At 67.9% G+C, this 25,131-nt stretch carries 26 protein-coding genes; 14 read left to right on the top strand and 12 right to left on the bottom strand.

Annotated features, from left to right (window positions below; genetic code table 11):
- The first annotated feature begins 10 nt into the window (after positions 1–10).
- Entirely contained in the window at positions 11–730 is a 720-nt protein-coding gene (locus ACDP63_RS13870) for a 16S rRNA (uracil(1498)-N(3))-methyltransferase (RefSeq protein ID WP_024843208.1), read from the top strand.
- A 239-nt stretch (positions 731–969) separates the two neighbouring features.
- Positions 970–1,164 carry a DUF1127 domain-containing protein gene (locus ACDP63_RS13865; RefSeq protein WP_024843209.1) on the top strand — a complete coding sequence of 65 codons (195 nt, stop codon included), beginning with the start codon at positions 970–972 and terminating at the stop codon, positions 1,162–1,164.
- A 128-nt stretch (positions 1,165–1,292) separates the two neighbouring features.
- Here the strand turns inward: ACDP63_RS13865 and ACDP63_RS13860 are convergent, their stop codons facing one another.
- Positions 1,293–2,162 (bottom strand): 50S ribosomal protein L11 methyltransferase, encoded by an 870-nt coding sequence (locus tag ACDP63_RS13860; protein ID WP_409928136.1) that lies wholly within the window; start codon positions 2,160–2,162, stop codon positions 1,293–1,295.
- The gene (gene msrA / locus ACDP63_RS13855) at positions 2,163–2,747 is read right to left on the bottom strand and encodes a peptide-methionine (S)-S-oxide reductase MsrA (protein ID WP_074990404.1); all 585 of its coding nucleotides are present in this window, start codon (positions 2,745–2,747) and stop codon (positions 2,163–2,165) included.
- Positions 2,748–2,884: 137 nt separating this feature from the next.
- Here msrA and ACDP63_RS13850 point away from each other — a divergent pair, with 137 nt between their 5' ends.
- Entirely contained in the window at positions 2,885–3,868 is a 984-nt protein-coding gene (locus ACDP63_RS13850) for a P1 family peptidase (RefSeq protein ID WP_024843212.1), read from the top strand.
- A gap of 69 nt (positions 3,869–3,937) precedes the next feature.
- Here the strand turns inward: ACDP63_RS13850 and ACDP63_RS13845 are convergent, their stop codons facing one another.
- Positions 3,938–4,159: a hypothetical protein gene (locus ACDP63_RS13845; protein WP_024843213.1), complete on the bottom strand. Its 222-nt coding sequence runs from the start codon at positions 4,157–4,159 to the stop codon at positions 3,938–3,940.
- Between the two features lie 243 nt (positions 4,160–4,402).
- Between ACDP63_RS13845 and ACDP63_RS13840 the strand changes: the two genes are divergently transcribed.
- Genes ACDP63_RS13840 through ACDP63_RS13830 form a run of 3 tightly spaced genes read left to right on the top strand, consistent with a single transcriptional unit; the run spans position 4,403 to position 6,557 of the window.
- Entirely contained in the window at positions 4,403–5,695 is a 1,293-nt protein-coding gene (locus ACDP63_RS13840) for an adenylosuccinate synthase (RefSeq protein WP_024843214.1), read from the top strand.
- Positions 5,696–5,706: 11 nt separating this feature from the next.
- Positions 5,707–5,919: a DUF2842 domain-containing protein gene (locus tag ACDP63_RS13835; RefSeq protein ID WP_024843215.1), complete on the top strand. Its 213-nt coding sequence runs from the start codon at positions 5,707–5,709 to the stop codon at positions 5,917–5,919.
- Entirely contained in the window at positions 5,916–6,557 is a 642-nt protein-coding gene (locus ACDP63_RS13830; RefSeq protein WP_024843216.1) for a thiamine diphosphokinase, read from the top strand. The genes ACDP63_RS13835 and ACDP63_RS13830 overlap by 4 nt, the downstream gene beginning before the upstream one ends.
- Before the next feature lie 41 nt (positions 6,558–6,598).
- Here the strand turns inward: ACDP63_RS13830 and ACDP63_RS13825 are convergent, their stop codons facing one another.
- From ACDP63_RS13825 to ACDP63_RS13815, 3 genes are read right to left on the bottom strand one after another with little or no spacing between them, the layout of a single operon-like run.
- Positions 6,599–7,570, bottom strand: a complete 972-nt coding sequence (locus tag ACDP63_RS13825; RefSeq protein ID WP_024843217.1) for an ABC transporter permease — start codon at positions 7,568–7,570, stop codon at positions 6,599–6,601.
- Positions 7,563–8,570, bottom strand: coding sequence for an ABC transporter permease (locus ACDP63_RS13820; protein WP_024843218.1), 1,008 nt, complete (start codon positions 8,568–8,570; stop codon positions 7,563–7,565). Before ACDP63_RS13820 ends, ACDP63_RS13825 begins: the two co-directional genes overlap by 8 nt.
- Before the next feature lie 7 nt (positions 8,571–8,577).
- Positions 8,578–10,290 carry a peptide ABC transporter substrate-binding protein gene (locus ACDP63_RS13815; protein ID WP_024843219.1) on the bottom strand — a complete coding sequence of 571 codons (1,713 nt, stop codon included), beginning with the start codon at positions 10,288–10,290 and terminating at the stop codon, positions 8,578–8,580.
- Positions 10,291–10,504: 214 nt separating this feature from the next.
- On the opposite strand from ACDP63_RS13815, the gene ACDP63_RS13810 reads away from it, so the two are divergent.
- The 3 genes from ACDP63_RS13810 to ACDP63_RS13800 all read left to right on the top strand — a co-directional run bounded on the left by ACDP63_RS13810 (position 10,505) and on the right by ACDP63_RS13800 (position 13,562).
- A complete protein-coding gene (locus ACDP63_RS13810) occupies positions 10,505–12,334 on the top strand; it encodes an ABC transporter ATP-binding protein (RefSeq protein ID WP_024843220.1) in 1,830 nt (609 codons plus the stop codon).
- Positions 12,335–12,479: 145 nt separating this feature from the next.
- On the top strand, positions 12,480–12,905 hold the full coding sequence (locus ACDP63_RS13805; RefSeq protein ID WP_143091237.1) for a hypothetical protein: 426 nt from the start codon (positions 12,480–12,482) through the stop codon (positions 12,903–12,905).
- Between the two features lie 120 nt (positions 12,906–13,025).
- Positions 13,026–13,562, top strand: coding sequence for a hypothetical protein (locus ACDP63_RS13800; RefSeq protein WP_028709932.1), 537 nt, complete (start codon positions 13,026–13,028; stop codon positions 13,560–13,562).
- 225 nt (positions 13,563–13,787) lie between these two features.
- On the opposite strand, the gene ACDP63_RS13795 is transcribed toward ACDP63_RS13800, so the two are convergent.
- Positions 13,788–14,072 carry a hypothetical protein gene (locus ACDP63_RS13795; protein ID WP_143091238.1) on the bottom strand — a complete coding sequence of 95 codons (285 nt, stop codon included), beginning with the start codon at positions 14,070–14,072 and terminating at the stop codon, positions 13,788–13,790.
- A 246-nt stretch (positions 14,073–14,318) separates the two neighbouring features.
- On the opposite strand from ACDP63_RS13795, the gene ACDP63_RS13790 reads away from it, so the two are divergent.
- Positions 14,319–15,488 (top strand): M20 aminoacylase family protein, encoded by a 1,170-nt coding sequence (locus ACDP63_RS13790; protein ID WP_024843223.1) that lies wholly within the window; start codon positions 14,319–14,321, stop codon positions 15,486–15,488.
- 86 nt (positions 15,489–15,574) lie between these two features.
- Here ACDP63_RS13790 and lpdA read toward each other — a convergent pair whose 3' ends face one another.
- The 4 genes from lpdA to queA are packed head-to-tail and all read right to left on the bottom strand — an operon-like array spanning position 15,575 to position 19,950.
- Positions 15,575–16,966, bottom strand: a complete 1,392-nt coding sequence (gene lpdA / locus ACDP63_RS13785) for a dihydrolipoyl dehydrogenase (RefSeq protein ID WP_024843224.1) — start codon at positions 16,964–16,966, stop codon at positions 15,575–15,577.
- A gap of 45 nt (positions 16,967–17,011) precedes the next feature.
- Complete coding sequence (locus ACDP63_RS13780) at positions 17,012–17,593, bottom strand: DUF924 family protein (protein ID WP_024843225.1); 582 nt, start codon at positions 17,591–17,593, stop codon at positions 17,012–17,014.
- 57 nt (positions 17,594–17,650) lie between these two features.
- Positions 17,651–18,895 (bottom strand): MFS transporter, encoded by a 1,245-nt coding sequence (locus tag ACDP63_RS13775; RefSeq protein WP_024843226.1) that lies wholly within the window; start codon positions 18,893–18,895, stop codon positions 17,651–17,653.
- Positions 18,895–19,950, bottom strand: coding sequence for a tRNA preQ1(34) S-adenosylmethionine ribosyltransferase-isomerase QueA (queA, locus tag ACDP63_RS13770; protein WP_024843227.1), 1,056 nt, complete (start codon positions 19,948–19,950; stop codon positions 18,895–18,897). Before queA ends, ACDP63_RS13775 begins: the two co-directional genes overlap by 1 nt.
- A gap of 119 nt (positions 19,951–20,069) precedes the next feature.
- Between queA and ACDP63_RS13765 the strand changes: the two genes are divergently transcribed.
- Positions 20,070–20,360 carry a bacterioferritin-associated ferredoxin gene (locus ACDP63_RS13765; protein WP_028709933.1) on the top strand — a complete coding sequence of 97 codons (291 nt, stop codon included), beginning with the start codon at positions 20,070–20,072 and terminating at the stop codon, positions 20,358–20,360.
- The gene (bfr, locus tag ACDP63_RS13760) at positions 20,308–20,793 is read left to right on the top strand and encodes a bacterioferritin (RefSeq protein ID WP_024843228.1); all 486 of its coding nucleotides are present in this window, start codon (positions 20,308–20,310) and stop codon (positions 20,791–20,793) included. Before ACDP63_RS13765 ends, bfr begins: the two co-directional genes overlap by 53 nt.
- 59 nt (positions 20,794–20,852) lie before the next feature.
- Here bfr and ACDP63_RS13755 read toward each other — a convergent pair whose 3' ends face one another.
- Positions 20,853–21,527, bottom strand: coding sequence for an HAD-IA family hydrolase (locus ACDP63_RS13755; protein WP_028709934.1), 675 nt, complete (start codon positions 21,525–21,527; stop codon positions 20,853–20,855).
- A 104-nt stretch (positions 21,528–21,631) separates the two neighbouring features.
- Here ACDP63_RS13755 and glmU point away from each other — a divergent pair, with 104 nt between their 5' ends.
- Positions 21,632–22,972, top strand: coding sequence for a bifunctional UDP-N-acetylglucosamine diphosphorylase/glucosamine-1-phosphate N-acetyltransferase GlmU (glmU, locus tag ACDP63_RS13750; RefSeq protein ID WP_024843230.1), 1,341 nt, complete (start codon positions 21,632–21,634; stop codon positions 22,970–22,972).
- A gap of 1 nt (position 22,973) precedes the next feature.
- Complete coding sequence (gene glmS, locus ACDP63_RS13745; protein ID WP_024843231.1) at positions 22,974–24,791, top strand: glutamine--fructose-6-phosphate transaminase (isomerizing); 1,818 nt, start codon at positions 22,974–22,976, stop codon at positions 24,789–24,791.
- The last annotated feature ends 340 nt before the right edge of the window (positions 24,792–25,131 follow it).

Raw genomic sequence — 25,131 nt, 5'->3', positions numbered from 1 at the left:
GCGCCCCATCATGGCGAAAATCAGACTGTTCATAGATCACCCGCTGGCCGAGGGACAAGGCGTCGAGCTGAATCCCGACCAGGCGCATTACCTGTCCTCGGTCATGCGGCAGGGTGCCGGGGACGAGATCCTGGTCTTCAACGGCCGCGACGGCGAATGGCTGGCGCGGATCGAGCGCATCGCCAAGCGGAACGGCGCGCTGGCGGCGCTGCGCCGGACCGCGCCGCAACTCAACCCGCCCGACCTGTGGCTGGTCTTTGCCCCGATCAAGAAGGCGCGCACCGATTTCATCGTGGAAAAGGCTGCCGAAATGGGCGCCGCCCGCATCCTGCCGGTGCAGACCGACCACACCAATTCCGAACGCATCCGCCAGGACCGCCTGCAGGCCCATGCCGTCGAGGCCGCCGAGCAATGCGGCGGCACCTTCGTCCCCGAGGTCGGCGACCTGGTGCCGCTGTCGCGGCTGCTGGACGGCTGGGACGCCGGGCGGCGCATCCTCTGGGCCGACGAGGCGCTGGCCGGGCCGGCGCAGGTGCTGTCCGGCCTGCCGCGCGGCCCCTGGGCGATTCTGATCGGTCCCGAGGGCGGCTGGTCCGAATCGGAACGCAAGCGGCTTGCGGCGATGGATTGCGTCACGCCCGTCGCCCTGGGCCCGCGAATCCTGCGCGCCGACACCGCTGCCGTGGCGTCACTGGCGCTTTGGCAGGCGGCCCTGGGCGACTGGCGCTGAACGATCCGGTCTGAAACGCGCAATCTTCCCGCTGGAAACCGCCTGCGCGCGGGAGAATATTGCACCGCAGCATGCATTCCGGGCACCTAGCGCAAAAAGTCAGGAATTTCGGCGCCTTATGCACAAGCTGCATGGCAGAGATGCCGGTTTGTCCGTGGTTTTCGCGAACTGCCCGGCCTATATGCTGTTGCATCAACGAAGCGCCCGATGAGCGGGCAATGATCTCAAGGTGAAAAACTATGTCGGCGATTGACACGAACCGCATCCATGGCGGGACGGGCTCTCTCGGTATTGGCTCGAAAATCTGGGCGGCCCTGTCGGCCTGGAACGATGCGCGCATGACCCGCAATGCGCTGAGCCGTCTTACGGATCGCGAGCTGGACGATATCGGTCTGTGCCGCGGCGATATCGAGCGGATTGCGCGCGCCCGCTAAGCAGCGGTTGAAGACGCGAGATCGGCTGCGCGGGAAACCCGCAGACCCGTTTCCGGCCCGGAGGGGCAAGACGACCAGGCGGCCCCGCAAGGCCGCCTTCAGTATTTCTGGCGGGGCGTTTGCCCTGATCAGCCGCGCCTGACGACCAGGGTGGACCATTCGCCCAGGTCGTCGCGCCGTTCCAGCGCCAGCCCGCCTGCCGCATAGGCCGCGATCACCTCCTGGGCCTGGGTGACGAGGATGCCCGACAGGATCGCCCTGCCCCCCGGCGCCAGATGGCGCGCCATGTCCGGCACCAGGTCGATCAGCGGCTGTTTCAGGATATTGGCAAAGACCAGGTCGAAGGGCGCCGCGTTCTCGATCAGCGGATGGTCGAAGCCCACCGCCTCGACGCATTCGACGCGCCCGTCCAGCCCGTTGGCGATGACATTGGCGCGCGCCACGTCCGCCGCCTGCGGATCGATGTCCCCGGCCAGCACGATCACCGGGAAGGACCGCGCCGCCGCCATGGCCAGGACCGCGGTGCCGCAGCCGATATCGACGATGCGCTGCGGCGCCACGCCTTCGGCGATCAGCCGGTCCAGCGCCAGCAGGCAGCCCTTGGTCGTGGCGTGATGGCCGGTGCCAAAGGCCATGGCCGCCTCGATCAGCAGCGCCTCGGCGCCCTCGGGCACCTTGTCGGCGTCATGGCCGCCATGCACGAAGAAGCGCCCGGCCTCGACCGGCGAAAGCTCGCGCCGGACATGGGCCACCCAATCCACCTCGGGCAGTTCCGAGACCGCGAAGGGCTCGGCGTCCCAGGCCGCGGCCAGCAGCGCCAGGCCCACCTCGTCCGGGGCCTCGGTGAAGTAAAGCCCCACCTCCCAGCGGTCCGAGCCGTCCTCGATCTCGAAGACGCCGCTGCCGACGGGCTCGGGGGTCAGATCCTCGCCCGCCTCGGCAAGCGCCTCGGCCGCCTCGCGTCCGGTTGTATGGGTCAGCGCGGTCCAGGTCGGCATTCAATATCCCTCGGCTGTATCGGTCAGGGGGGCTTTGACACCCGTGCCGCGCAAGCCGCAATAGCCATTCGGATAGCGGTCCAGATATTGCTGGTGATCGTCCTCGGCCCGCCAGAAGGGCCCGGCGGGGATGATCTGCGTGGTGATGTCGGGATAGCCCTGCACCGCCAGCCGGTTGCCGTAATCGGCCTTGGAAAGTTCCGCCGCCGCCTTCTGGCTGTCGTTGAACACCATGATGAGCGAGCGGTATTGCGAGCCCACGTCATTACCCTGGCGGTTGCCCTGGGTCGGGTCGTGGTTTTCCCAGAAGATCTGCAACAGCCGCTCATAGCTGACGCGCGAGCTGTCATAGACCACGCGCACCACCTCGGCATGGCCGGTGCCGCCGGCGCAGACCTGCTTGTAGCTCGGGTTCTCGGCGGTGCCGCCGGCAAAGCCGACTTCGGTCAGCCAGACGCCCTCCTGCTGCCAGAACAGCCGCTCGACGCCCCAGTAACAGCCCATGCCGAAGATCGCCTGATCGTAGCCTTTCGGCATTTCGGCATCCAGCGGGCGGCCGAAGATCCTGTGAATGGGGGCATTCATGGTTGCGTCCTTTCGCATGTCCTGCCGCATTAGGTAGGCGCGGCGGCCCGACCGTGCAACGCCGGAATGCGGGCGCGGGTTGCGGCCGGGGGCCCGCGTCGTGCAGATTGCGGCCTGACCCCGCGCAGGAGGCCCCGATGCGACCCGGACCGCGAAACCTGATCACCGATGTTTCCGGCCTGCGGGTCGGCAATGCCCGCGACGACGCGCTGCGCTCGGGCAGCACGGTGCTGCTGGGCGAGGCAGCCTTCGCCTGCGGCGTCAATGTCATGGGCGGCGCCCCCGGCACGCGCGAGACCGAGCTGCTGGCCCCAGACAAGCTGGTCGGCGGGGTGGATGCGCTGGTGCTGTCGGGCGGCTCGGCCTTTGGCCTGGCTGCCTGCGACGGCGTCTCGGACGGGTTGCGCGCCATGGGCCGGGGCTTTCAGGTCGGCCCGGTGCGCGTGCCCATCGTGCCCGGCGCCATCGTCTTCGACCTGCTGAACGGCGGCGACAAGGATTGGCCCGCGAACCCCTATCCCGCGCTTGGGCGCAGGGCGCTGGAGGCTGCGTCGGCGGATTTCGCGCTAGGCAGCGAGGGCGCCGGCACCGGCGCGATGACCCATCGCTGGAAGGGCGGGCTGGGTTCGGCCTCGGCGGTGCTGGTGGGCGGCATCACCGTCGGCGCGCTGGTGGTGGTGAACGCGCTGGGATCGGTGACGGCGGGCGAGACCCGGCAGTTCTGGGCCGCGCCATGGGAGTTGGGGAACGAGTTCGGCGGGCTGGGCCTGTCCGGCCCCTACCCCGCCGCGGATGAACCCAGCCCGGCGAAACGGCTGGGCGAGGCCACGACCATCGCCATCGTCGCGACCGACGCGGCGCTCGACAAGGCCGGGCTGACGCGGCTGGCGACGGCGGCGCAGGACGGCATGGCCCGCGCCATCGTACCCAGCCACACGCCCTTCGACGGCGACCTGGTCTTTGCCGTCTCGACCGGGGCCAGGCCCCTGCCCGATCCGGCACTGACGCCGTTTCTGCTGGGCCATGCCGCCGCCTGCACGCTGGCCCGCGCCATCGCGCGCGGCGTCCACGCGGCAAGCCCGCGGCCGGGCGACCTGCAACCCTGCTGGCACGAAGGCTAGGCGATCCGGCAGCAGGCCGCGCACCGAATCGGCGGCGTCAATCCGCCGGACGCATCGGCATCGCGCCTGTCAGAACCAGATGCGGTCGCTGAAGACGTATTGCACGATCCGGTCGCGGGTCAGGCCCATGCGGGCCAGCTCGGCGTCGGATTTCGCCCTCAGAATCTCGATCTCGGCGCGGCGCGACTGCTGGCGGATATAGGCCTCGGTCCCGCGGGCCAGCCAGTCGCGAAAGCCGGAATACAGCGCCGCAAGGCCGGTCTGAGGACGATTGCTTGCAATGATAGCCATGGGAAACCCTTTCGGTCTTGGCGAATGGTTTCCTCCCCTGCCATTCAATCTAGGGCGGTTTCGCCCAGGCCGCCATGGCATCTTTTGCAACGCTGCATTGCAGCACGGGCGTAGCCGGCGCAGGGCCTGCGCCAGGCCCACGGCGGCGCGGACGAATCCGGCAGCCGAACGGAATGCGCTTTCCCCCAAAGGCTTCGGCCATTATACGGTTCGCGGCATTCATGACCGCAAGGGGAAAGCACTATGGCCAATGTGGTGGTCGTCGGCGCGCAATGGGGCGACGAAGGCAAGGGCAAGATCGTCGACTGGCTGTCGGAACGCGCCGATGTGATCGCGCGCTTCCAGGGCGGCCACAATGCCGGCCACACGCTGGTCATCGGCAACCAGGTCTTCAAGCTGTCGCTCTTGCCCTCGGGCATCGTGCGCAAGGGCAAGATGGCGGTCATCGGCAATGGCGTGGTGCTGGACCCTTGGTCGCTGTTCGCCGAGATCGACAAACTGGCCGCGCAGGGGGTCGAGATCAGCCCGGAAAACCTGATGATCGCGGAAAATACCCCGCTGATCCTGCCGCTGCACCAGGATCTCGACAAGCTGCGCGAGGAAGCCGCGGGCGCCAGCAAGATCGGCACCACCGGCCGCGGCATCGGCCCGGCCTATGAGGACAAGGTCGGCCGCCGCAGCATCCGCGTCGCCGACCTGGGCGACGAGGAGACGCTGGATTCGCGCCTCGACCGCCTGCTCGCCCATCACGACGCCCTGCGCCAGGGCCTCGGCGCCGCGCCCATCGACCGGGCGGAACTGCGCGCCAGGCTGCTGGAGATCGCCCCGAAGCTGCTGCAATACGCCCAGCCGGTCTGGAAGGTGATGAACGACGCCCGCAAATCCGGCAAGCGCATCCTGTTCGAGGGCGCGCAGGGCAGCCTGCTCGACATCGACTTCGGCACCTATCCCTACGTGACCAGCTCGACCACCATGTCGGGCATGGCGGCCAGCGGCACCGGGCTCGGCCCCTCGGCCATCGGCTTCGTGCTGGGCATCGTCAAGGCCTATACCACCCGCGTCGGCGAAGGCCCGTTCCCGACCGAGCTCGACGATGCCGATGGCCAGCGCCTGGGCGAGCGCGGCCATGAATTCGGCACCGTCACCGGCCGCAAGCGCCGCTGCGGCTGGTTCGATGCGGTGCTGGTGCGCCAGACCTGCGCCATCTCGGGGGTGGACGGCATCGCGCTGACCAAGCTCGACGTGCTGGACGGCTTCCAGACGCTCAAGATCTGCGTGGGCTACGAAGTGGACGGCCAGCATTACGACCACCTGCCCACCGCCGCGGCGCTGCAGGCCCGCGCGAAACCCGTCTACGAGGAGATGGAGGGCTGGCAGGATTCGACGCAAGGCGCGCGCAGCTGGGCCGACCTGCCGGCCAATGCGATCAAATACGTCCGCCGCATCGAGGAATTGATCCAGTGCCCCGTCGCGCTGCTCTCGACCTCGCCCGAGCGTGACGATACCATCCTCGTGACCGATCCCTTCGCGGACTGATACGGGCTGGCATGGACCTCAAGACGCGCAAACGCTGGTCGCTGGTGATCCTGCTGATCGGGCTGCCGCTCTATATCGTGGTGGCGGTGAGCCTGGTGAACTGGATGGACCGCATCTGGGGCCGCCCGCCGATCCTGGTCGAGCTTGCGGTCTATGTCGCCCTGGGCATCCTCTGGGCGCTGCCCTTCCGCAAGATCTTCACCGGCATCGGCAAGGGCGAATGAGGCTGACAAGCGCCCGCCCGGTCACGCTGATCGGCGGCGCGCCGGTCAGCCGCGCCGACCTGCAGCAGGCGCTGGCGCTCGCGCCGGTGGTGGCCGCCGCCGACAGCGGCGCCGATACCGCGCTGAGCCACGGGCTGATGCCGGCGGCGGTCTGGGGCGATTTCGACAGCATCTCGGCCCGCGCCCGCGCCGAGATCCCGGCCGAGCGCCAGCACCCCATCGCCGAGCAGGACAGCACCGATTTCGAGAAATGCCTGTCCAATCTCGATGCGCCCTTCGTCGTCGCGCTCGGCTTTTCCGGCGCGCGCCACGACCATTTCCTGTCGGTACTCAATGTGCTTGCCCGCCGCATCGGCCCGCCCTGCATCCTGATCGCGGGCGAGGACGTGATCGCCCTCGCGCCCCCGCGCCTCGCGCTGGACCTCGCGCCGGGCACACGGGTCTCGCTGTTCCCGATGAGCCCGGCCACCGGCCGGTCGCGGGGCCTGAAATGGCCCATCGACGGCCTGGCCTTCGCGCCGACCGGCCGCAGCGGCACCTCGAACGAGGCGACCGGCCCGGTCACGCTGGAATGCGACGGCCCGATGCTCGTGATCCTGCCGCGCTCGGAACTCCCGACGCTCGCCCGCGCGCTCTGACCGCTTTCACCGTTTCCCAAATACCCATGCGGCCGCGCCGCTCAGCGTCCCCGGATCCGCGGGTCCATGGCATCGCGCAACCCGTCGCCGATATAGTTCACCGACAGCACCGTCAGCGAGATCAGCAATCCCGGCAACACCACCCGCCAAGGATATATCTGCATCTGGTCCACCGCATCGTAAAGCAGCCGCCCCCAGGTCGGGAAATCCGGCGGAAAGCCCAGGCCCAGGAAGGACAGCGCGCTTTCGGTGATGATCGCCGTGGCGATGCCCAGCGTCGCCGCCACCACGATGGGCGAGATCACGTTGGGCAGCACATGGCGCAGGATCATCCGCGGCGCCGGTGTGCCGATGGATTGCGCCGCCAGGATGAACTCGCGCTCCTTGAGCCCCAGCACCTCGCCGCGCAGGATGCGCGCGGTCTGCATCCACGAGGTGATGCCGATGGCGCCGACGATCAGCAGGAAGGTGCCGCCCGCCGGCCCCATGGCCCGGCCCAGCGGCTCGCGGAACAGCGTCACCATCAGCAGCAGCAGCGGCAGCAGCGGCAGGGCCAGGAACAGCTCGGTCAGCCGCATCAGCGGCGCGTCGAGCCGGCGGAAATAGCCCGATCCGATGCCGATCAGGCTGCCCAGCGTCAGCGCGACGGCCATGGCGGTCAGCCCGACCGCCAGCGAGACCCGGCCGCCGGCCATCAGCCGCGCCAGCATGTCGCGACCCAGCTGGTCGGTGCCCAGCGGATGCGCCGCGCTGAAGCCCTGGTTGCGGGCGCGGATATCGACGAAACCCGGATCGATGGTCCAGACCAGCGGCCCGACGGCGACGAACAGCAGGATCGCCACGAACAGCACCAGCGCCAGCATGGCGCCGCGATGGCTGCGAAACTGCCGCCAGATGTCGCGCCACTGGCTGCGGGCGGGGGCCTGGGGCGGAGGATCGGCGGGCGGCAGCGCCTCGGCCCCCGGCGCGGCCGCGTTCACCGCGCTTTCCTCGATCAGCAGCCGATCAGTCATAGCGGATCCTCGGATCCAGCACGCCGTAAAGCAGGTCGGCGATCAGGGTGAAGCTGACGATCAGCACCGCGAAGATGAAGGTCAGCGTCATCACCATCGGCATGTCATTGGCATGGATCGCCAGGATCAAGAGCTGCCCCAGCCCGTTCACCTTGAACACCTGCTCGGTGATGATGGCGCCGCCGAAGACTGCCGGCAGCCCCAGCGCGATCACCGTCACCACCGGGATCAGGCTGTTCCTCAGCACATGCTTCAGCACCACGACGCGTTCGGACAGGCCCTTGGCGCGGGCGGTGCGCACGTAATCCTGGCGCAGGTTGTCCAGCATGGAGGCGCGCATGAAGCGGCTGATCTGCGCCGCGTTGTACAGCGCCAGCACCGCGACCGGCATCGCCATCTGCCGCAGCTGCACCAGGAAGCTGTCCCAATCCGTCACCCGATGCGTGGTGTCGTAGATCGACGGGAACCATTGCAGCTTGATGCCGAAGACGATGATGAACACCACCCCGGTAAAGAAGGTCGGCAGCGAGAAGCCGACCATCGAGACGAAGGTGCCGATCTGGTCGAACCAGGAATATTGCCGATAGGCCGAGACGATGCCGATCGGCAGCGCGATCATCACGCCGACCAGGTAGGACAGGCCGACGACGGTCAGCGTCTGCGGCAGCCGCTCGGCGATCACGTCGAAGACCGGGCTGCGGCTCTGGAAGCTGATGATGCGCTGCATACCCTGGCTGAAGCCGGTGCCGAAGACGCGGTCGAACCAGTAAAGCGGCTCGACCCAGAAGAACTGCTTCAGCCACAGCGCGTAGCGGACATACCAGGCCTGCCCGAGACCGAGCGCCTCGCGCATCCGCTCCTTGACCTCGGGCGGCACGGTCAGCGGCACGTCGCCCAAGGGATCGCCGGGCGAGGCCTCGAGCAGCAGGAAGATCACCAGCGAGATGAACAGCAGCGTCGGCACCGCCAGCAGCAGCCGGCGCAGGGCAAAGCTCAGCATCGCCGCGTCACTTCACGCGATGCCAGTCGGCGACGTTCCACAATTCGCTGTCCCAGGCGTTCAGCTTGACGCCGCCCAGCGCGTTCGACACGGCCGAGGTGGTGCCGCGATAGACCAGCGGGATGATGGCGTTGCTGTCGCGGGTCAGCATCTCGTTCAGGCGCCGGCCCATGGCGCCGCGCTCGGCCGGGTCGACGATCTGCGTCATCTCGCCGATCAGCCGGTCGTATTCCGGGTCGCAATAGCGGCTGGTGTTCTCGCCCTGCCACTGGTTTTCCGGCCCCGGCGCCTTGTCGCAGGTCTGACGCGCCAGATAGGGCTCGGGGTTCGAGCCTTCGAAGTTGTTGGCATACATCTCGACATCGGCATAGAATTTCTGGAACGTGTCGGGCGAGCCCGCGTCGCCGCCGAAAAAGACCGAGGGGTCCACCACCTTCAGCTCGGTCTCGACGCCGATCTCGGACCACCATTGCTTGATCAGCGCCTGGAAGTCCTGCCGCACCGCGTTGACCGAGGTCTGGAACAGCAGCGTAAGCCGCTTGCCGTCCTTTTCGCGGATGCCGCCGGCACCGACGGTCCAGCCCGCCTCGTCCAGCAGCGCCTTGGCCGCCTCGATGTCCTGGGTCAGGCATTCGGTATTCTCGGACGCCCAGGCGGCGGGCGCCGGCACCAGGTTGCAGGTCGGCTGCCCCGCCGGGCCATAGCCGATCTCGGTCAGCAATTGCCGGTCGATGGCCATGGACAGCGCCTTGCGCACCGCCGGGTCGGTCAGGATCGGATGCGGATGCTTGATTGTCGAACGCTCGCCCTCGGGCAGGCTGGACGAAGGATCGGTCAGGTTCACATGGATGCGCTCGACCAGACTGCCGAAGGCGGCGGCGTTCTTGCCCTTGCCGGCGGCCTCCATGCCGGCGATCACATCCGGCGAGAGCTGGGTGTTCCAGGCATAGTCGAACTCGCCCGTTTCCAGCACCGCGCGCGCCGCCGCCGCCGCATCGCCGCCGCCCTTCATCAGCAGCGTGGCGAAGGCGGGTTTCGCCGGGTCGCGATATTCGGGATTGGCGGCAAAGGAGATCACGTCATTGGTGCGGAACTCCCGGACCACGAAGGCGCCGGTGCCGATGGGGTTGAAGTTCTGCTCGGTGCAGGTCGGCGCCGCCTCGCCCAGACAGTTCTGAAACTGTGCCTTCTGCAGGATCGGCGATTGCGCCCCCACGAAGGCCGAGAAGGGATCGGGCCGGGGCGAGACGAAGGTCACGCGCACGGTCAGCTCGTCGACCGCCTCGACCTTCTCGACGCCTTCGAACTTGGCAAGCTGGGCGCAGCCGCCTTGCGGGTTCATGCAATATTCCGCCGTGAAGGCCACGTCATCGGCGGTGAAGGGCGTGCCGTCCGACCATTTTATGCCCGGCTGCAATTTCCAGATGACGGTCTTCAGATCCTCGGAAATGCCGCCATTCTCGACCGAGGGGATCTCGGCGGCCAGGCGCGGCACCACCTCGCCCTCGGGGGTGAAGCTGGCCAGCGGCTCCAGCACCACGCTGCCGGCGATGATGTCCTTGGTGCCGGCCGACAGATAGGGATTCATCGTCGAGGGCGCCTGCCACATGATGACATTGACCTGCCCGTCGCTGCCCCGCTCGGCGAATGCGGCCGGGGCCATGGCGGCGGCAAGGGCGGCTGTGGCCGCCGCGCCCGGCATCAGGGATCTCAGTTTCATCGCTTTCTCCTGTTGGTGGATCTGCGCGGGACTGCCGGTTCTGGTGGTGTCGTTGCGTCTCTGCCGTTTGCCTGGCCTTGTCGTCCCCCGAATGCGGCGAGTTTCGGACAGGTCTCGGAAGAAAAGCAAGAATCAAGTTCCGATCCGGGTTTGCGGTTGCAATATGGCCCGGCCGCACTAGCCTGAATGCCGCAGCAATGGTCAGGGGGCGCGGATGCTGGACGAAAAGCCGCTGGTCCGGGTCGAGGGTTTGCGGGTCGCGTTCCAGACCCATGACGGCCCGGTCACCGGCGTGCAGGATCTGTCCTTCGACATCCGGCCCGGCGAATGCCTTTGCGTGGTGGGCGAATCCGGTTCGGGCAAGTCGGTCAGCGCGCTGTCGCTGCTGCGGCTGGTCGAATTCGGCGGCGGCGAGATCGCCCAGGGCCGGCTGCTTTTCCAGCGCGCGCAGGGCGAGGTGGACCTGGCAAAGGCCCCGCCCGCCGCCATGCGCGACATCCGCGGCAACGAGATCGCGATGATCTTCCAGGAGCCGATGACGGCGCTGAACCCGGTCTTCACCGTCGGCGAGCAGCTTGCCGAGGGGCTGATCGTGCATCGCGGCCTGTCGCGCGCCCAGGCCCGCGCCCGCGCGCTGGACCTGCTGGGCGAGGTGCGCATCCCCGAGCCCGAGCGGCGGCTGCGCCAATACCCGCACGAGCTTTCGGGCGGCATGCGCCAGCGCGTCGTCATCGCCATGGCCATGGCCTGCCGCCCGCGCCTGCTGATCTGCGACGAGCCGACGACGGCGCTGGACGTGACCATCCAGGCCGAGATCCTGGCGCTGATCGACCGGCTGAAGCGCGAGACCGGCATGGCGGTTCTGTTCATCACCCATGACATGGCGGTGGTGGCGCAGATGGCCGACCGCGTCGTGGTCATGTTCCGCGGCAACAAGGTCGAGGAAGGCCCGGTCGGGCAGATCTTCCAATCCCCGCGCGAGAATTACACCAAGGCGCTGCTTGCCGCCGTGCCGCGCCTGGGCGAGATGGCCGGCCGCGACGCGCCCGAGCCGATGCGGCTGATGCGCGAGGGACAGGTGGCCCGGCCCGAGCCGGTCGTCCCGCGCGCGCCCGAGCCGCTGCTGGAGATCCGAAACCTCTGCACCCGCTTTCCGGTCAAGGGCGGCATCCTGCGCCGCACCGTGGCCCAGGTCCATGCGGTCGAGGACGTCTCCCTTACCGTCAATGCCGGCGAGACCCTGTCGCTGGTCGGCGAATCGGGCTGCGGCAAGTCCACCACCGGCCGTTCGATCCTGCGCCTGGTCGAGCCGACATCGGGGCAGGTCAGCCTGGGCGGGCGCGACATCCTGGCCCTGGATGCCCGCGGCCTGCGCAAGGCGCGGCGCGACATGCAGATGATCTTCCAGGATCCCTTTGCCAGCCTCGACCCGCAGATGCGCCTGCTCGACCAGATCGAGGAGCCGATGCTGAACTACGGCATCGGCAACCGGGCCGAGCGCCGCGACCGCATCGCCCAGCTTTTCGACCGGGTCGAGCTGCCGCGCGGCTTCATGCGCCGCTATCCGCACGAACTTTCGGGCGGCCAGCGCCAGCGCATCGCCATCGCACGGGCCCTGGCGCTGAACCCCAGGCTCATCATCGCCGACGAGGCGGTCTCGGCCCTCGATGTCTCGGTGCAGGCGCAGGTGCTGAACCTGCTGATGGAACTGCAGCGCGAACTGGGCATTTCCATGCTGTTCATCAGCCATGACATCGCGGTGGTCGAACGCGTCAGCCATCATGTCGGCGTCATGTACCTGGGCCGCATCGTCGAGATCGGCACCCGCAGGCAGGTCTTCGAGCACCCGCAGCATCCCTATACCCGCCAGCTGATGGCCGCGGTGCCGGTCGCCGATCCGCGCCGCCGCAAGACGGGCGAGGATCTGCGCTTTCGTCCCATCCCCTCGCCGATCCATCCCGTCGGCCATGCGCCCGCGCCCTCGACCTATCGCGAGGTGGCGCCGGGCCACCTGGTGCTGACCGAGCCGGCGACGCATGGCTGAACGCCGCGTTGCGGGATAGTCACAAGGCAACGCAAGCCTTTGCCGCTGACGACCCTGCCGGATCGCCGGCCCTCGCGACGGGAATGGCAGGCACGGCAGCCAGCCATGCGCCAGTCAAAAACCGAAACTGATCGGATGGCGTGCCATGACACACCGCCCTCCCCCGATTTCCTGCGCCGCGCGGGCGCGGCCGACCGCGGCACTTTTCGCCGGCATCCTGGCGCTGCTGGCCGGCTTGGCCATGGCACAGGAGGCCGAGGACCGTAACGACGGTGCCGTCCCCCTTGCTGGCCTATCCCAAGGGCGCGCGGGTGGAATCGGACGTGTCCGGGCATTGAACGAATTGGGCACGGTGCGCGGCCGGCTGGTCAGCGTGATCAACAGCCGCGACGGTTCGCTCGACCGCTACCACAAGGACAAATATGCCCTGTTCGGCACGCTGGAGGTCGATCTTGGCGACGACGCCACCCTGGGCACCGGTATCAGCGACCAGAAAACCGAGGCCGACAACGTGACCCGGGGCGGATTGCAGTCCTTCTATGCCGATGGCGGCCTGATCGACTGGCCATGAAATCCAGCATCGGGCAGGAGCTATGTCGATACCGAGCGGACCGCGATCTTCGGCGCGCTGGAGCATGTTTTCCAGGGCGGCTGGACCGGCCGCATCGCCACGACCCATGTCAAGACCGTCATGGATCCGAGGCGGGCCTGGATCCATCTGAGCCGGGATGCGGATGGCAACCATGTCTTCCCGCCCGACCGCGAAACCGGCGACGGGCCGGAAGGTTATGGCACCCGCTATGCCGGCAGTGACAGGCAGAGCAACCTGAATGCGGTACTGAACGGCGATCTCCGCGCCTTGGGACGCGACCATCGGCTCGTGCCGGGCGCAATGGCATCAAGGGGTGAGGGCCATTACTGCGGCTATGGCCGGGGCGAGAATGTCCCGGTCAACCCCTACAGGCTGAACGGCCGCTATCCTGCATCCGCGCCGCGCGCCGGACTGCTTCCCGGACAGCGCGCCCCGGCAATATGCCATCTGCGGTACCGGCCAGTTCAGCCTGACCGACCGGATCAAGGTGATCGCGAAGGCGCGGGTGAACTGGCGGGACGGGCAAGAACGCGGCGCAGTTTCTCGGGCATGGTGACGCCTTATTTGGGCTTCACCTATGGCATCGACCCGACCCATGCCGCCTATGGCAGCGTCACCTGCATCCACCAGCCGTAACTGGTGCAGGATGCCGACCGCCAGTATCCGCCGCCGGCCTATGGCTGGAACTGCGAACCGGGCGTCAAGGGCAACCCGATGGATGGCGCGCTTTACGCATCGGCAGCGAGTTTCCAGACCGACCAGAAGGCGACGGCCCGATACATCACCCGGATTCCCGAAGAGAACCGCAGCGTCTACGACAGCATCGAAGGCACCGCCACGCGCGGCTTCGAACGCGAGGCGTCAGGAGCGATCGACGACCCGCTGGAAGGTCTCGGCCGGCCATACCTTGCGCATCTCGAAGGACAAGGACGGCAACCGCTTCGCCGCCGACCAGCCCAGGCACATGCGGAAGCTGGCGGGCCTGTTCGACCGCGAGCTGACGGTGGACGAGGCGATGCGCTGGCAAAGCGGCACGGACAGCATGGGTTTCGACCCGGATGTCAACGCGAAGGTCCACCATGGCTCCCATGCCGTCTTCGAGACGCTCGGCGTGACCAACATCCACAACAGGAAATGCCACGCCACGACCGGCTGCTGCGACACCGTGGTCTATGGCGACGCCCGCAGCGCCGGGCTGACGCTGCGGGCGCCGCTCTGGACGGGGCGGCCCTGTCCGGCCCGCGCCCCGGATCCGGATAGGGCGGTCGCGGCGAAAACCCCGGCAACGGCCGGGGGTTTTCGCTTCCTTCCCGGTCCGGTGCGGGGCAAGCGCCCGCATGGCCTTGCGGCGCTTGGCGAAAGGCGTAACCTGCAGGCCGAAGGAGATCGTTCATGCCCGTCAAGAACCGCTTTGCCGAATTGCTGCCCGAGATCACCGCCTGGCGCCGTGACTTTCACCAGAACCCCGAACTGGACTACCAGGTCCACCGCACCGCCGGCCGCGTGGCCGAACTGCTGCGCAGCTTCGGCGTGGACGAGGTCACCGAGGGCGTCGGCCGCACCGGCGTCGTCGGCGTCATCCGGGGCCGCAGCAATGCCAGCGGCCGGGTGATCGGGCTGCGCGCCGACATGGACGCGCTGCCGATCAACGAGCAGACCGGGGCGGCATACGCCTCGAAGACGCCCGGCATCATGCATGCCTGCGGCCATGACGGCCATACCGCCATGCTGCTGGGCGCGGCGAAATACCTGGCCGAGACGCGCAATTTCGACGGCACCGCCGTAGTGATCTTCCAGCCCGCCGAAGAGGGGGGCGCGGGCGGCCTCGCCATGGTCCGCGACGGGCTGGTCGAGCGCTGGGGCATCCAGGAATTCTACGGCATGCACAACATGCCCGGCTATCCGGTGGGCAGCTTCGCCATCCGCGAGGGCGCGATGATGGCCGCCGCCGACCAGTTCGACATCGTCATCACCGGCAAGGGCGGCCATGCCGCCAAGCCGCATGAGGCGATCGACACCATGCTGGTCGCGGCGCAGGTCATCGTGGCGCTGCAATCCATCGTGGCGCGCAATGTCGATCCGCTGAAAAGCGGCGTCGTCTCGGTCTGCGTGGTGCAAAGCGATTCCACCGCGCATAACGTCATCCCCCAGGTGGTCAGGCTGAAGGGCACCGCCCGCAGCCTTGCCCCGGAGGTGCGCGACCAGCTGGAAGAGGGCATCAGGCGCGTCGTGGAGAATGTCGCCGCCGCCTTCGGCGCCGCGGCCGAGGTAGTCTATGACCGCGGCTATCCGGTGACGATGAACCACCCCGAGGCCACGGCCTTCGCGGCCGAGGTCGCCCGGCAGGTCGCGGGCGAGGTGGACATGGAGATGCAGCCGCTGATGGCCGGCGAGGATTTCAGCTACATGTTGAACGAACGCCCCGGCGCCTATATCTTCGTCGGCAATGGCGACACGGCGATGGTACACCATCCGGCCTATGATTTCGACGACAACGCGATTCCGGCCGGGTCGAGCTGGTATGCCGGCATGGTCGAGGCGCGGATGCCGATCCCGGCGTGACGGCCGGACCGGGGGCTGTCTGCCCCCGGACCCCCGAGAGTATTTGTGAAACGGAGAAATCGGGGGCCGCGAGGCCCCTTTGTCGTTCAGAAATGGATCGCGCGGCCATAGGCCGAGAGCGTGGCCTCGTGCAGCATTTCGGAAAGCGTCGGGTGCGGAAAGACCGTTTCCATCAGCTCGGCCTCGGTGGTTTCCAGCGTGCGGCCGACGACATAGCCCTGGATCAGTTCGGTGACTTCCGCGCCGACCATGTGGGCGCCCAGAAGCTCGCCGGTCCTGGCGTCGAAAATGGTCTTGATCAGGCCCTCGGGCTCGCCCAGGGCGATGGCCTTGCCGTTGCCGATGAAGGGGAAGCGGCCGACCTTGATCTCGTAGCCGGCGGCCTTGGCCTTTTCCTCGGTCAGGCCGACCGAGGCCACCTGCGGGTTGCAATAGGTGCAGCCGGGGATCGAGTTCGGCTTGATCGGATGCGGGTGCCCGCCGGCGATCAGCTCGGCCACCATGACGCCTTCGTGGCTGGCCTTGTGCGCGAGCCAGGGCGCGCCGGCCACGTCGCCGATGGCATAGAGCCCCTCGACGCCGGTGCGGCAGTATTCGTCGGTGACGACATGGGTGCGGTCGATCTTCACCCCCAGCTTTTCCAGCCCGAGGTTTTCCACGTTGCCGACAATGCCGACGGCCGAGATCACCGTGTCGAACTCATGCGTCTCGGTCTTGCCGCCGGTCTCGATATGGGCGGTGACCTTGCCCTTGGCGCGGTCGAGCTTCTTGACCGCGGCCTTTTCCAGGATCTTCATGCCCTGCTTGACGAATTGCTTCTTGGCCAGCGCCGAAATCTCGGCATCCTCGACCGGCAGCACGCGGTCCATGACCTCGACGACGGTGGTATCGGCGCCCAGCGTGTTGAAGAAGCTGGCGAATTCGATGCCGATGGCGCCCGAGCCGATGACCAGCAGCTTTTTCGGCATGCGCGGCGGCTGCAGGGCGTGCTTGTAGTTCCAGACCAGATCGCCGTCCGGCTCCAGCCCAGGCAATTCGCGGGCGCGGGCGCCGGTGGCCAGCACGATGGATTTCGCGGCGACTTCCTCGGTGCCCTTGTCGGTCTTGACGCTGATCTTGCCGGGGGCGGCCAGGCTGGCCTCGCCCATGATGACGGTGACCTTGTTCTTTTTCAGCAGGTGGCCGACGCCGCCGGCGAGCTGCTTGGCCACGCCGCGCGAGCGTTGCACCACGGCGCCGAGGTCGTAGCCGATCTTGTCGGCGGAAAGCCCGAATTCCTTGGCGCGGTGCATGAGGTGAAAGACCTCGGCCGAGCGCAAGAGCGCCTTGGTCGGGATGCAGCCCCAGTTCAGGCAGATGCCGCCCAGATGCTCGCGCTCGATACAGGCCACCTTCAGCCCCAGCTGCGCGCCGCGGATGGCACAGACATAGCCGCCAGGGCCGGAACCGATCACCACCATGTCGAAGCTCTGCGCCATGGGAATCCCCCTATCAGAAAAGATAGTTCAGCGTTAAACCATTTTTCAGAGCTCAGCAAGCGACAGCTTGCCCGAGACCAGCGCGCCATAGCCGCCGGCCTCCATGACGCGGATTTCCGCCGGCGTGGGCACGCGGTTCAGTGCCGCGTTGCGCCAGGGGAAGCGGCCGAACCTGGCGATGGTGTCGCGATGCAACTCGGCATGGCGCAGGTTCTCGCCCGGCATGAACTCGGCGAAAAGCGCAACGGCGCGTTCCTGGTCGGCCAGATCCTCGGAATGTTCGAAGGGCAGGTAGACGAATTGCCGGGACGGCGGCGCGATGCGCAGGTGCAGGCCGCTCTCGACCGCCTCGCGCGCGAGGCTGCGGGCCAGAGGATCGGTGGCGAAGGCGCGCGCATCCTCGCGGAACATGTTGCGCGGGAACTGGTCGGTCAGGATCAGCCCGGCCAGCATCCCCTCGGGCGTGGCGGCCCAGCCGGGCACCAGGTCGGCGGCGCGTTCCCAGGCGGGCTGGAAGCGCCGGCGGATGGTTTCGTCCACGGCGTCCGAGCGGATATACCAGCCCTTCTCGCCGACCTCGTCGAGCCAGAAGCGGTTGATCTCCTCGGGTGTCGTGGTGTCGGTCATGGCCTTGCCCTCCGTTTTGGCCGATGGTCGCAGAGCCGAAGGCCGGTCGCAAGCCGTTCAGGCGGGTTTGTCGGCATCGTCGGAACTGGCGGTTTCCAGCGCCGCCTCGACCGCGACGGGGGTGGCCGAGGGGGCGATGACGGCAAAGCTCTGGTCCAGGACCGGCGTGGGGCGGCGGGTGCGGCGCCAGCCGGCATAGAAGGCCAGCATCGCCAGCAGCAGGCCGATATAGGCCCAGAACCCGTCCGGGCCCAGCAGCGACATCAGCCAGCCGGTGATCAGCGGCCCGGCCATGGCGCCGACGCCGTTGATGAACAAGAGCCCTGCCGAGGCGGCGGCCATGTCGCTTTGATCCAGGAAGTCGTTGGTATAGGCCAGAAGCAGCGAATAGACCGGATTGGCCACGCCGCCGATCAGCGCCGCGGCCAGCAGCAGGCCCCAAATCCCCGGCTGCAGCGTTACCGTGGCCAGGCTGACCACCGCGCCCAGCACCGACAGCCCCAGCACGATGACGCGGCGGTCGCCATGGTCCGACAGCCAGCCGATCGGATATTGCAGCAAGAGCCCGCCGGCATAGATCGCCGCCACGAAGGCCGAGATCTCGCGCACCGAAAGCCCCTTGGTCGAGCCCCAGACCGAGGCCATGCCGAACAGCGCCGAGAACACCCCGCCCATCAGGAAGATGCCGATGCAGCCCAGCGGCGAGGCGCGGAACAGGCTGCCGAAGCTCATGCGTTTCAGGGTCGAGAACTGCGGCGCGGGCTGGGTCGAAAGCAGGATCGGCAGGAAGGACAAGCTGACCAGCACCGAGGGGATCACGAACAGCAGATAGCCCGCCGGGTCGGCCGTGTTCATCAGGAACTGGGCCGTGATGATGCCCAGCATCTGCATGATCATATAGGCCGACATGGCCTGGCCGCGGTTCTCGTTGGCGGTGCCGGCATTCAGCCAGCTTTCCGCGGTGATGTAGACCCCCGAGAAGCAGAAGCCGATCAGCAGCCGCATCAGCGCCCAGGCGATCCAATGCGGCGCCGCCGCATAGAGGATCAGCACCGAGGAGATCAACGAGCCAAGGGCCGCGAAGACCCGGACATGGCCGACCTGGCGGATCAGTTCCGGCACCACGCGCGAACCCAGGAGGAAGCCGCCGAAATAGGCGGCCATGACCACCGACATCTGCGTGGTCGAGATGTCCTCGATCTTGCCGCGGATGCCCAGAAGCGTGCCCTGCATCCCGTTCCCGACCATCAAGAGCAGGATGCCCAGAAGCAGCGGCCAGGTGGTGCGCAGGACGGTCAGCATCACGGATCCTTCGGAATCAGCAGGGAGGCGTCGCCATAGCTGAAGAAGCGATAGCCCGATTCGACCGCATGATGATAGATGCCGCGGATGCGGTCCGGGCCCATCAGGGCACTGACCAGCATCAGCAGCGTCGATTTCGGCAGGTGGAAATTGGTCATCAGCGCATCCGTCACGCGGAAGCGATAGCCGGGATAGATGAAGATTTCCGTAACGCCCTGGAAGGGATGCACGGTGCCGTCCTCGGCGGCCGCCGATTCGATCAGCCGCAGCGCCGTGGTGCCGACCGGGATCACCCGCCCGCCCTGGGCGCGGGTGGCGTTGATGGCCGCCGCCGCCTCGGGCGTGACCTCGCCCCATTCGCCGTGCATCTTGTGGGTCGTCACGTCCTCGACCTTGACCGGCAGGAAGGTGCCGGCGCCGACATGCAGGGTGACATGGGCGAAGCCGACGCCTTTTGCCGCCAGCCGCTCCAGCAATGCATCGTCGAAATGCAGGCTGGCGGTCGGCGCGGCGACGGCGCCCGAGCGCCGCGCCCAGACGGTCTGGTAATCCTCGCGATCGGCCTCATCGGGCGCACGCAGCGCGGCGATATAGGGCGGCAGCGGCATGGCGCCGACCTGCGCCAGCGCGGCGTCGAACGCCTCGCCCGTGGCGTCGAAGCGCAGGGTCAGCTCGCCCCCGGAGATCCCGGCCACCTCGGCGGACAGCGCCGCGCCGAAGCGGATCACCTCGCCCGGCTTCAGCTTGCGCAGCGGCTTGGCCAGCGCCTTCCAGCCATCGGCCGCGGGTTCCAGCAGCGTCACCTCGACCTTCGCCACCGCCTCGCCCTGCGGGGTCTGGCGCGCGCGCGTGCCGTTCAGCCGCGCCGGGATGACCTTGGTGTCGTTCAGCACCAGCAGGTCGCCCGGCCCCAGCAGGTCGACAAGGTCGCGCACATGCAGGTCGCGAATCGAATCGCCCTGGGCCAGCAGCAGCCGCGCGGCGGTGCGCGGCCGCGCCGGGCGGGTGGCGATCAGCCCCTCGGGCAGGTGAAAGTCGAAATCGTCCAGCTTCATGGGCTTAGCTTCTGTCCGGGCCACCGGGGGCCGTCAAGGCGACGGTCATCACAAAGTGAAAAACTCAGGCTTTACTTATCCGACGAAATGGGTAAGTTTTGGCCAACCGAGGTGAGTAAATGATCGTCTGCCACTGCACCCAGATTTCCGACCACGACATCAAGGCCGCGATTGACTGGATGCGTGCCGCCGACCCCGAGACGATCATCACCCCCGGCAAGATCTACCACGCACTCGGCAAGCGCGCCGATTGCGGGGCCTGTATGCCTTTGTTTCTGGACACCATGCGCGGATGCGATAATCTGGCTGTGCCCCCCATCCTGCGGGGGCTGAAAGCCAACCGCACAGGGGTAAGCCATGAAGGGCGACGCAAAGGTCATCGAGTATCTCAACGCAGCGCTACGGTCTGAACTCACCGCGGTCAGCCAGTACTGGTTGCATTACCGGCTGCAAGAGGACTGGGGTTACGGCAAGATCGCCGACAAGTCCCGCGGCGAATCCATCGAGGAAATGCATCATGCGGACCGCCTGATCCAGCGAATCATCTTCCTGGAGGGCCATCCCAACCTGCAAAAGCTGGATCCGTTGCGGATCGGCCAGAACCTCAAGGAAACGCTGGAATCCGACCTGGCGGCCGAATACGACGCCCGCACGCTTTACATCGAGGCGCGGGAATATTGCGACAAGGTCGGCGACTACATCAGCAAGGGCCTGTTCGACGAACTTCTGGCCGATGAGGAAGGCCATATCGACTTCCTGGAGACCCAGCTGGGCCTTTACGAGGAAATCGGCGCGCAGAACTATGGCCTGCTCAACGCCAAATCCGCCGACGAGGCCGAATAGCGCCTGCGGCACATGCGTCATCGGGGGGGGCCTTCGCGGCCCCCTTTTCCTTTGCCCGGTCAGCCCAGCCAGGCGGCGGCCAGCCCCGGCAGGTCGTCGAAATGCGCCAGCATCGCCTCGGGCGCCAGGCGGCGCAGCGCCTCGCCCTCGGGGCCGAAGCCGACCAGCGCCACCCTGACCCCGGCGGCGGCGGCGGTCTTGCGGTCGGTCTCGGTATCGCCGACCAGGAAAGATCGCGCCACCGTGCCGCCCGCCGCCTCGACCGCGGCGGCATAAGGACGCGGATCGGGCTTGCGCACCGGCAGCGTGTCGGCGCCGATCATCGCCGCGAAACGGTCACGGATGCCCAGCTCGCGCAGCAGCGTCTCGGCCAGCGCGGAGGGCTTGTTGGTGCAGACCGCAAGCCGATGGCCCGCCGCCGCCAGCCGTTCCAGCGCCGCCTCGGCGCCGGGGTAAAGCCGGGTATGGACGGCGATCGCCTGGCCATAATGGTCCAGCAGGCGCGGGTAATCCTCGTCCTCGGCGCCGGGCGGCAGCAGATGGTTGCCGGGCATCCGGCCATAGCCGGCGCGCAGCATGGCCCGGCCGCCGTGAAAGGCGATCAGCGCGTCCGCGACCGGGTCCAGCAGCGCGCCGAGGCCGCGCGCGGCAAAGCAGGCATTGGCCGCCGCGATCAGATCGCCCGAGGTGTCGGCCAGCGTCCCGTCCAGATCGAAGACCACCGTTCCCGCCATGCTGTAACCTTCCGTCAAGATGTTTGATCTGCCGGGGCCTTTCCCGACCGTCGCCCTCTAGGTAGAACGCCCGGCAAGGATAAGGAACAGGCAAGAGGGCAGAGATGACCGAGAAACCCGTCGCGCTGATCGTGCTGGCCGCCGGACAGGGCAGCCGCATGCAGTCGGACCTGCCCAAGGTGCTGCACCGGCTGGGCGGCATGCCGCTGGTCGCCCATGCGCTTGCCGCCGGCCGGACGCTGGCGCCCGAGGCGGTGGTGGTGGTCGCCGGCCATGGCGCCGAGGCGGTGAAGAAGGCCGTGGCCAAGCTCGACCCCGAGGCGCAGATCGCCCTGCAGGACCAACAGCTTGGCACCGCCCATGCCGTCGGCCAGGCCCTGCCGCTGCTGGAGGGCTTCGAGGGCCGGGTGATCGTGCTTTACGGCGACACCCCCTTCATCGGGCAGGAAACGCTGGCAAGCCTTGCCGCCCACCCCGCCGATGTGGTGGTGCTGGGCTTCGAGGCTGCCGATCCCGGCCGCTACGGCCGCCTTGTCACCGGACCCAAGGGGCTGGAGCGGATCGTCGAATACAAGGATGCGGACGAGGCGACACGGGCGATCCGCCTGGTCAATTCCGGCGTGCTGGCGGCGGATGCGGCGCTTTTGCGCGAATGCCTGCCCCGGATCGGCAATCGCAACGCGGCGGGGGAATATTACCTGACCGACCTGCCCGCCCTGGCCCGCGAGGCCGGCTGCCGGGTCGAGGTCGTGACCTGCGACGAATCCGAGACGCTGGGCATCAACACCCGTGCGGAACTGGCCGCGGCCGAGGCCGCCTTTCAGGCCCGCGCCCGCGCACAGGCGCTGGAGGACGGCGTGACGCTGAGCGATCCGGCGACGGTCTGGTTCGCGCTCGACACCTGCATCGGCCGCGACGCGGTAATCGGGCAGAACGTGGTCTTCGGCCCCGGCGTGACCGTGGAAAGCGGCGCCGAGATCCTGCCCTTTTGCCACCTGGAAGGCTGCCATGTCAGCGCCGGCGCCACCGTCGGCCCCTTTGCCCGGCTGCGCCCCGGCGCAGAACTGGGCGGCGACGTGCATGTCGGCAATTTCGTCGAGATCAAGAACGCGGTGCTGGACGAGGGCGTCAAGGTCGGCCACCTGACCTATCTGGGCGACGCCCATATCGGCGAGGCCACGAATATCGGCGCCGGCACCGTGACCTGCAATTACGACGGTGTCAGCAAGCACCGGACCGAGATCGGCGCCCATGCCTTCATCGGCTCGGACACCATGCTGGTGGCGCCGGTCCGGGTGGGGGCGCGGGCGATGACGGGCTCGGGCTCGGTCATCACCCAGGACGTGCCGGACGACGCGCTGGCGCTGGGACGCGCCAAGCAGGTGGTCAAGCCGGGCCTTGCCGCGCGGCTGATGCAGGCCTTGCGCCAGAAAAAGGGGAACTGACATGTGCGGCATCATCGGAATCCTGGGCGATCACGAGGTCTCGCCGCAACTGGTCGAGGCGCTGAAGCGGCTGGAATACCGCGGCTATGACAGCGCCGGGGTGGCGACGGTGGACGGCAGCGGCCGGCTGGACCGCCGCCGCGCCGTGGGCAAGCTGGTGAACCTGTCGGACCGGCTGGTGCATGAGCCGCTGACCGGCCATGCCGGCATCGGCCATACCCGCTGGGCCACCCATGGCGCCGCGACCGAGGCCAATGCACACCCCCATCGCCGCGGCCCGGTGGCGGTGGTCCATAACGGCATCATCGAGAATTTCCGCGAATTGCGCGACGAGGTCACGCGGCTGGGGATGCAGCCGGAATCGCAGACCGATACCGAGACCGTGGCGCTGCTGACCGCCTGGCACATGGGCCAGGGCCTCGGCCCCGTCGCGGCGGCGCGGGCCACGCTGGCCCGCCTGCACGGCGCCTTTGCGCTGGCCTTCCTGTTCGAGGGCGAGCCCGACCTGATGATCGCCGCCCGCAAGGGCAGCCCGCTGGCCGTGGGCCATGGCACGGGCGAGATGTTCCTGGGCTCGGACGCGGTGGCGCTGGCGCCCTTCACCGACCGCATCACCTATCTGGAAGATGGCGACCACGCCATCATCCGCCGCGCGGGCGCCGAGATCTTCGACGCCGAGGGCCGCCCCGCCAACCGCGAGATCCAGCAGATCGACGTGGGCGCGACCCAGATCGACAAGGCCGGCTACCGGCATTTCATGGCCAAGGAGATCGCCGAACAGCCGGTGGTGCTGGGCGATGCGCTGAACCATTACATCAAGGGCGAGCGGATCGTGCTGCCCGAGGCGCTGGATTTCCGCGACGTGGACCGGCTGACCCTGGTCGGCTGCGGCACCGCCTTCTATGCCGCCCATGTCGCGCGCTACTGGTTCGAGGCGCTGGCCGGCCTGCCCTGCGACCTGGATGTAGCCTCCGAGTTCCGCTATCGCGAACCGCCGCTTTCGCCGCAGAGCTGGGCGATCTTCGTCAGCCAGTCGGGCGAGACGGCGGACACGCTGGCGGCGCTGCATTACGCCCGCGACAAGGTGGCGCGCACCGTGGGGGTGGTGAACGTGGGCACCTCGGCCATCGCGCGCGATGCCGACATCGCCCTGCCGACGCTGGCCGGGATCGAGGTGGGCGTCGCATCCTCCAAGGCCTTCACCTGCCAGCTTGCGGTGCTGGCGGTGCTGGCGCTGAAGGCGGCGCGGGACCGCGGGCGGCTAACGGATGCCGAACTGGCTGCGCACCTGGCCGACCTGCGCGCGCTGCCGGGGCTGCTGAACCAGGCGCTTGCGGTCAGCGACGAATGCCGCCGCCTGGCCGGCTGGCTTTCCGAGGCGCAGGACGTGCTGTATCTGGGCCGCGGCGCGCTTTACCCGGTGGCGCTGGAGGGGGCGCTGAAGCTCAAGGAGCTCAGCTATATCCATGCCGAGGGCTATGCCTCGGGCGAGCTGAAGCACGGGCCCATCGCGCTTATCGACCGGAACGTGCCGGTGGTGGTGCTGGCGCCGCGCGACGGGCTGTTCGAAAAGACCGTCTCGAACATGCAGGAGGTCATGGCGCGCCACGGCCAGGTGCTGCTGATCTCGGATGCCGAGGGGCTGGAGGCCGGCGGTCATGGCGTGCGGGCGGGGCTCGCGATGCCGGCGGGCGGCGGGTTGTTCCAGCCCATCCTTTACGCGGTGCCGATGCAATATCTGGCCTATCATACTGCGGTGGCCAAGGGCACCGACGTGGACCAGCCGCGCAACCTGGCGAAATCGGTGACGGTGGAATAGGGCCGGCCGGCAGCCGCGGGGCACTGGGGGCAATCAAGCTTGCCACGCATCATCGGGAAACCGGGGGGATGCTCGCCCGCCGGATTGCGGCAATATCCATGCTGCGCCCGGATCAATTCGCCATTCGTGATACGGCAAGGTCAAGCAGCCCCCACCAAGCCCTTCCGGTCCTTCCGAGAATGCGGCCATCCCTCGCGGAGAGCCTAAAGCCTGATCGTTTCAGGCTGGATCGGGCGCTCCCAGATCGGGGATGGTCTGCTTCGACATGGCTGCTGGGAAAGGAGGCCGGCATGCATGGCGAGACCTTTGTCCAGCGATCTTCGGACACGCGTTGTTGCGC

It is taken from the genome of Paracoccus sp. P2, assembly GCF_046335115.1.
Lineage (GTDB): Bacteria > Pseudomonadota > Alphaproteobacteria > Rhodobacterales > Rhodobacteraceae > Paracoccus > Paracoccus pantotrophus.
The sequence above is the reverse complement of the archived record's forward strand: the minus strand, read 5'-3'. Positions and strand labels throughout refer to the sequence as shown.

Excerpts from the sequence above, each read along its gene's own strand:
- ACDP63_RS13865 (WP_024843209.1), top strand. The coding sequence starts at position 970 with ATGTCGGCGATTGACACGAACCGCATCCATGGCGGGACGGGCTCTCTC.
- glmS (WP_024843231.1), top strand. The coding sequence starts at position 22,974 with ATGTGCGGCATCATCGGAATCCTGGGCGATCACGAGGTCTCGCCGCAA.
- ACDP63_RS13790 (WP_024843223.1), top strand. The coding sequence starts at position 14,319 with ATGCCCGTCAAGAACCGCTTTGCCGAATTGCTGCCCGAGATCACCGCC.
- ACDP63_RS13835 (WP_024843215.1), top strand. The coding sequence starts at position 5,707 with ATGGACCTCAAGACGCGCAAACGCTGGTCGCTGGTGATCCTGCTGATC.
- ACDP63_RS13860 (WP_409928136.1), bottom strand. The coding sequence starts at position 2,162 with ATGCCGACCTGGACCGCGCTGACCCATACAACCGGACGCGAGGCGGCC.
- ACDP63_RS13845 (WP_024843213.1), bottom strand. The coding sequence starts at position 4,159 with ATGGCTATCATTGCAAGCAATCGTCCTCAGACCGGCCTTGCGGCGCTG.
- ACDP63_RS13805 (WP_143091237.1), top strand. The coding sequence starts at position 12,480 with ATGACACACCGCCCTCCCCCGATTTCCTGCGCCGCGCGGGCGCGGCCG.
- ACDP63_RS13830 (WP_024843216.1), top strand. The coding sequence starts at position 5,916 with ATGAGGCTGACAAGCGCCCGCCCGGTCACGCTGATCGGCGGCGCGCCG.
- queA (WP_024843227.1), bottom strand. The coding sequence starts at position 19,950 with ATGAAGCTGGACGATTTCGACTTTCACCTGCCCGAGGGGCTGATCGCC.
- ACDP63_RS13755 (WP_028709934.1), bottom strand. The coding sequence starts at position 21,527 with ATGGCGGGAACGGTGGTCTTCGATCTGGACGGGACGCTGGCCGACACC.
- glmU (WP_024843230.1), top strand. The coding sequence starts at position 21,632 with ATGACCGAGAAACCCGTCGCGCTGATCGTGCTGGCCGCCGGACAGGGC.
- ACDP63_RS13780 (WP_024843225.1), bottom strand. The coding sequence starts at position 17,593 with ATGACCGACACCACGACACCCGAGGAGATCAACCGCTTCTGGCTCGAC.
- ACDP63_RS13820 (WP_024843218.1), bottom strand. The coding sequence starts at position 8,570 with ATGCTGAGCTTTGCCCTGCGCCGGCTGCTGCTGGCGGTGCCGACGCTG.
- ACDP63_RS13810 (WP_024843220.1), top strand. The coding sequence starts at position 10,505 with ATGCTGGACGAAAAGCCGCTGGTCCGGGTCGAGGGTTTGCGGGTCGCG.
- bfr (WP_024843228.1), top strand. The coding sequence starts at position 20,308 with ATGAAGGGCGACGCAAAGGTCATCGAGTATCTCAACGCAGCGCTACGG.
- ACDP63_RS13870 (WP_024843208.1), top strand. The coding sequence starts at position 11 with ATGGCGAAAATCAGACTGTTCATAGATCACCCGCTGGCCGAGGGACAA.
- ACDP63_RS13775 (WP_024843226.1), bottom strand. The coding sequence starts at position 18,895 with ATGCTGACCGTCCTGCGCACCACCTGGCCGCTGCTTCTGGGCATCCTG.
- ACDP63_RS13815 (WP_024843219.1), bottom strand. The coding sequence starts at position 10,290 with ATGAAACTGAGATCCCTGATGCCGGGCGCGGCGGCCACAGCCGCCCTT.
- msrA (WP_074990404.1), bottom strand. The coding sequence starts at position 2,747 with ATGAATGCCCCCATTCACAGGATCTTCGGCCGCCCGCTGGATGCCGAA.
- lpdA (WP_024843224.1), bottom strand. The coding sequence starts at position 16,966 with ATGGCGCAGAGCTTCGACATGGTGGTGATCGGTTCCGGCCCTGGCGGC.
- ACDP63_RS13825 (WP_024843217.1), bottom strand. The coding sequence starts at position 7,570 with ATGACTGATCGGCTGCTGATCGAGGAAAGCGCGGTGAACGCGGCCGCG.
- ACDP63_RS13840 (WP_024843214.1), top strand. The coding sequence starts at position 4,403 with ATGGCCAATGTGGTGGTCGTCGGCGCGCAATGGGGCGACGAAGGCAAG.
- ACDP63_RS13800 (WP_028709932.1), top strand. The coding sequence starts at position 13,026 with ATGGATCCGAGGCGGGCCTGGATCCATCTGAGCCGGGATGCGGATGGC.
- ACDP63_RS13850 (WP_024843212.1), top strand. The coding sequence starts at position 2,885 with ATGCGACCCGGACCGCGAAACCTGATCACCGATGTTTCCGGCCTGCGG.
- ACDP63_RS13765 (WP_028709933.1), top strand. The coding sequence starts at position 20,070 with ATGATCGTCTGCCACTGCACCCAGATTTCCGACCACGACATCAAGGCC.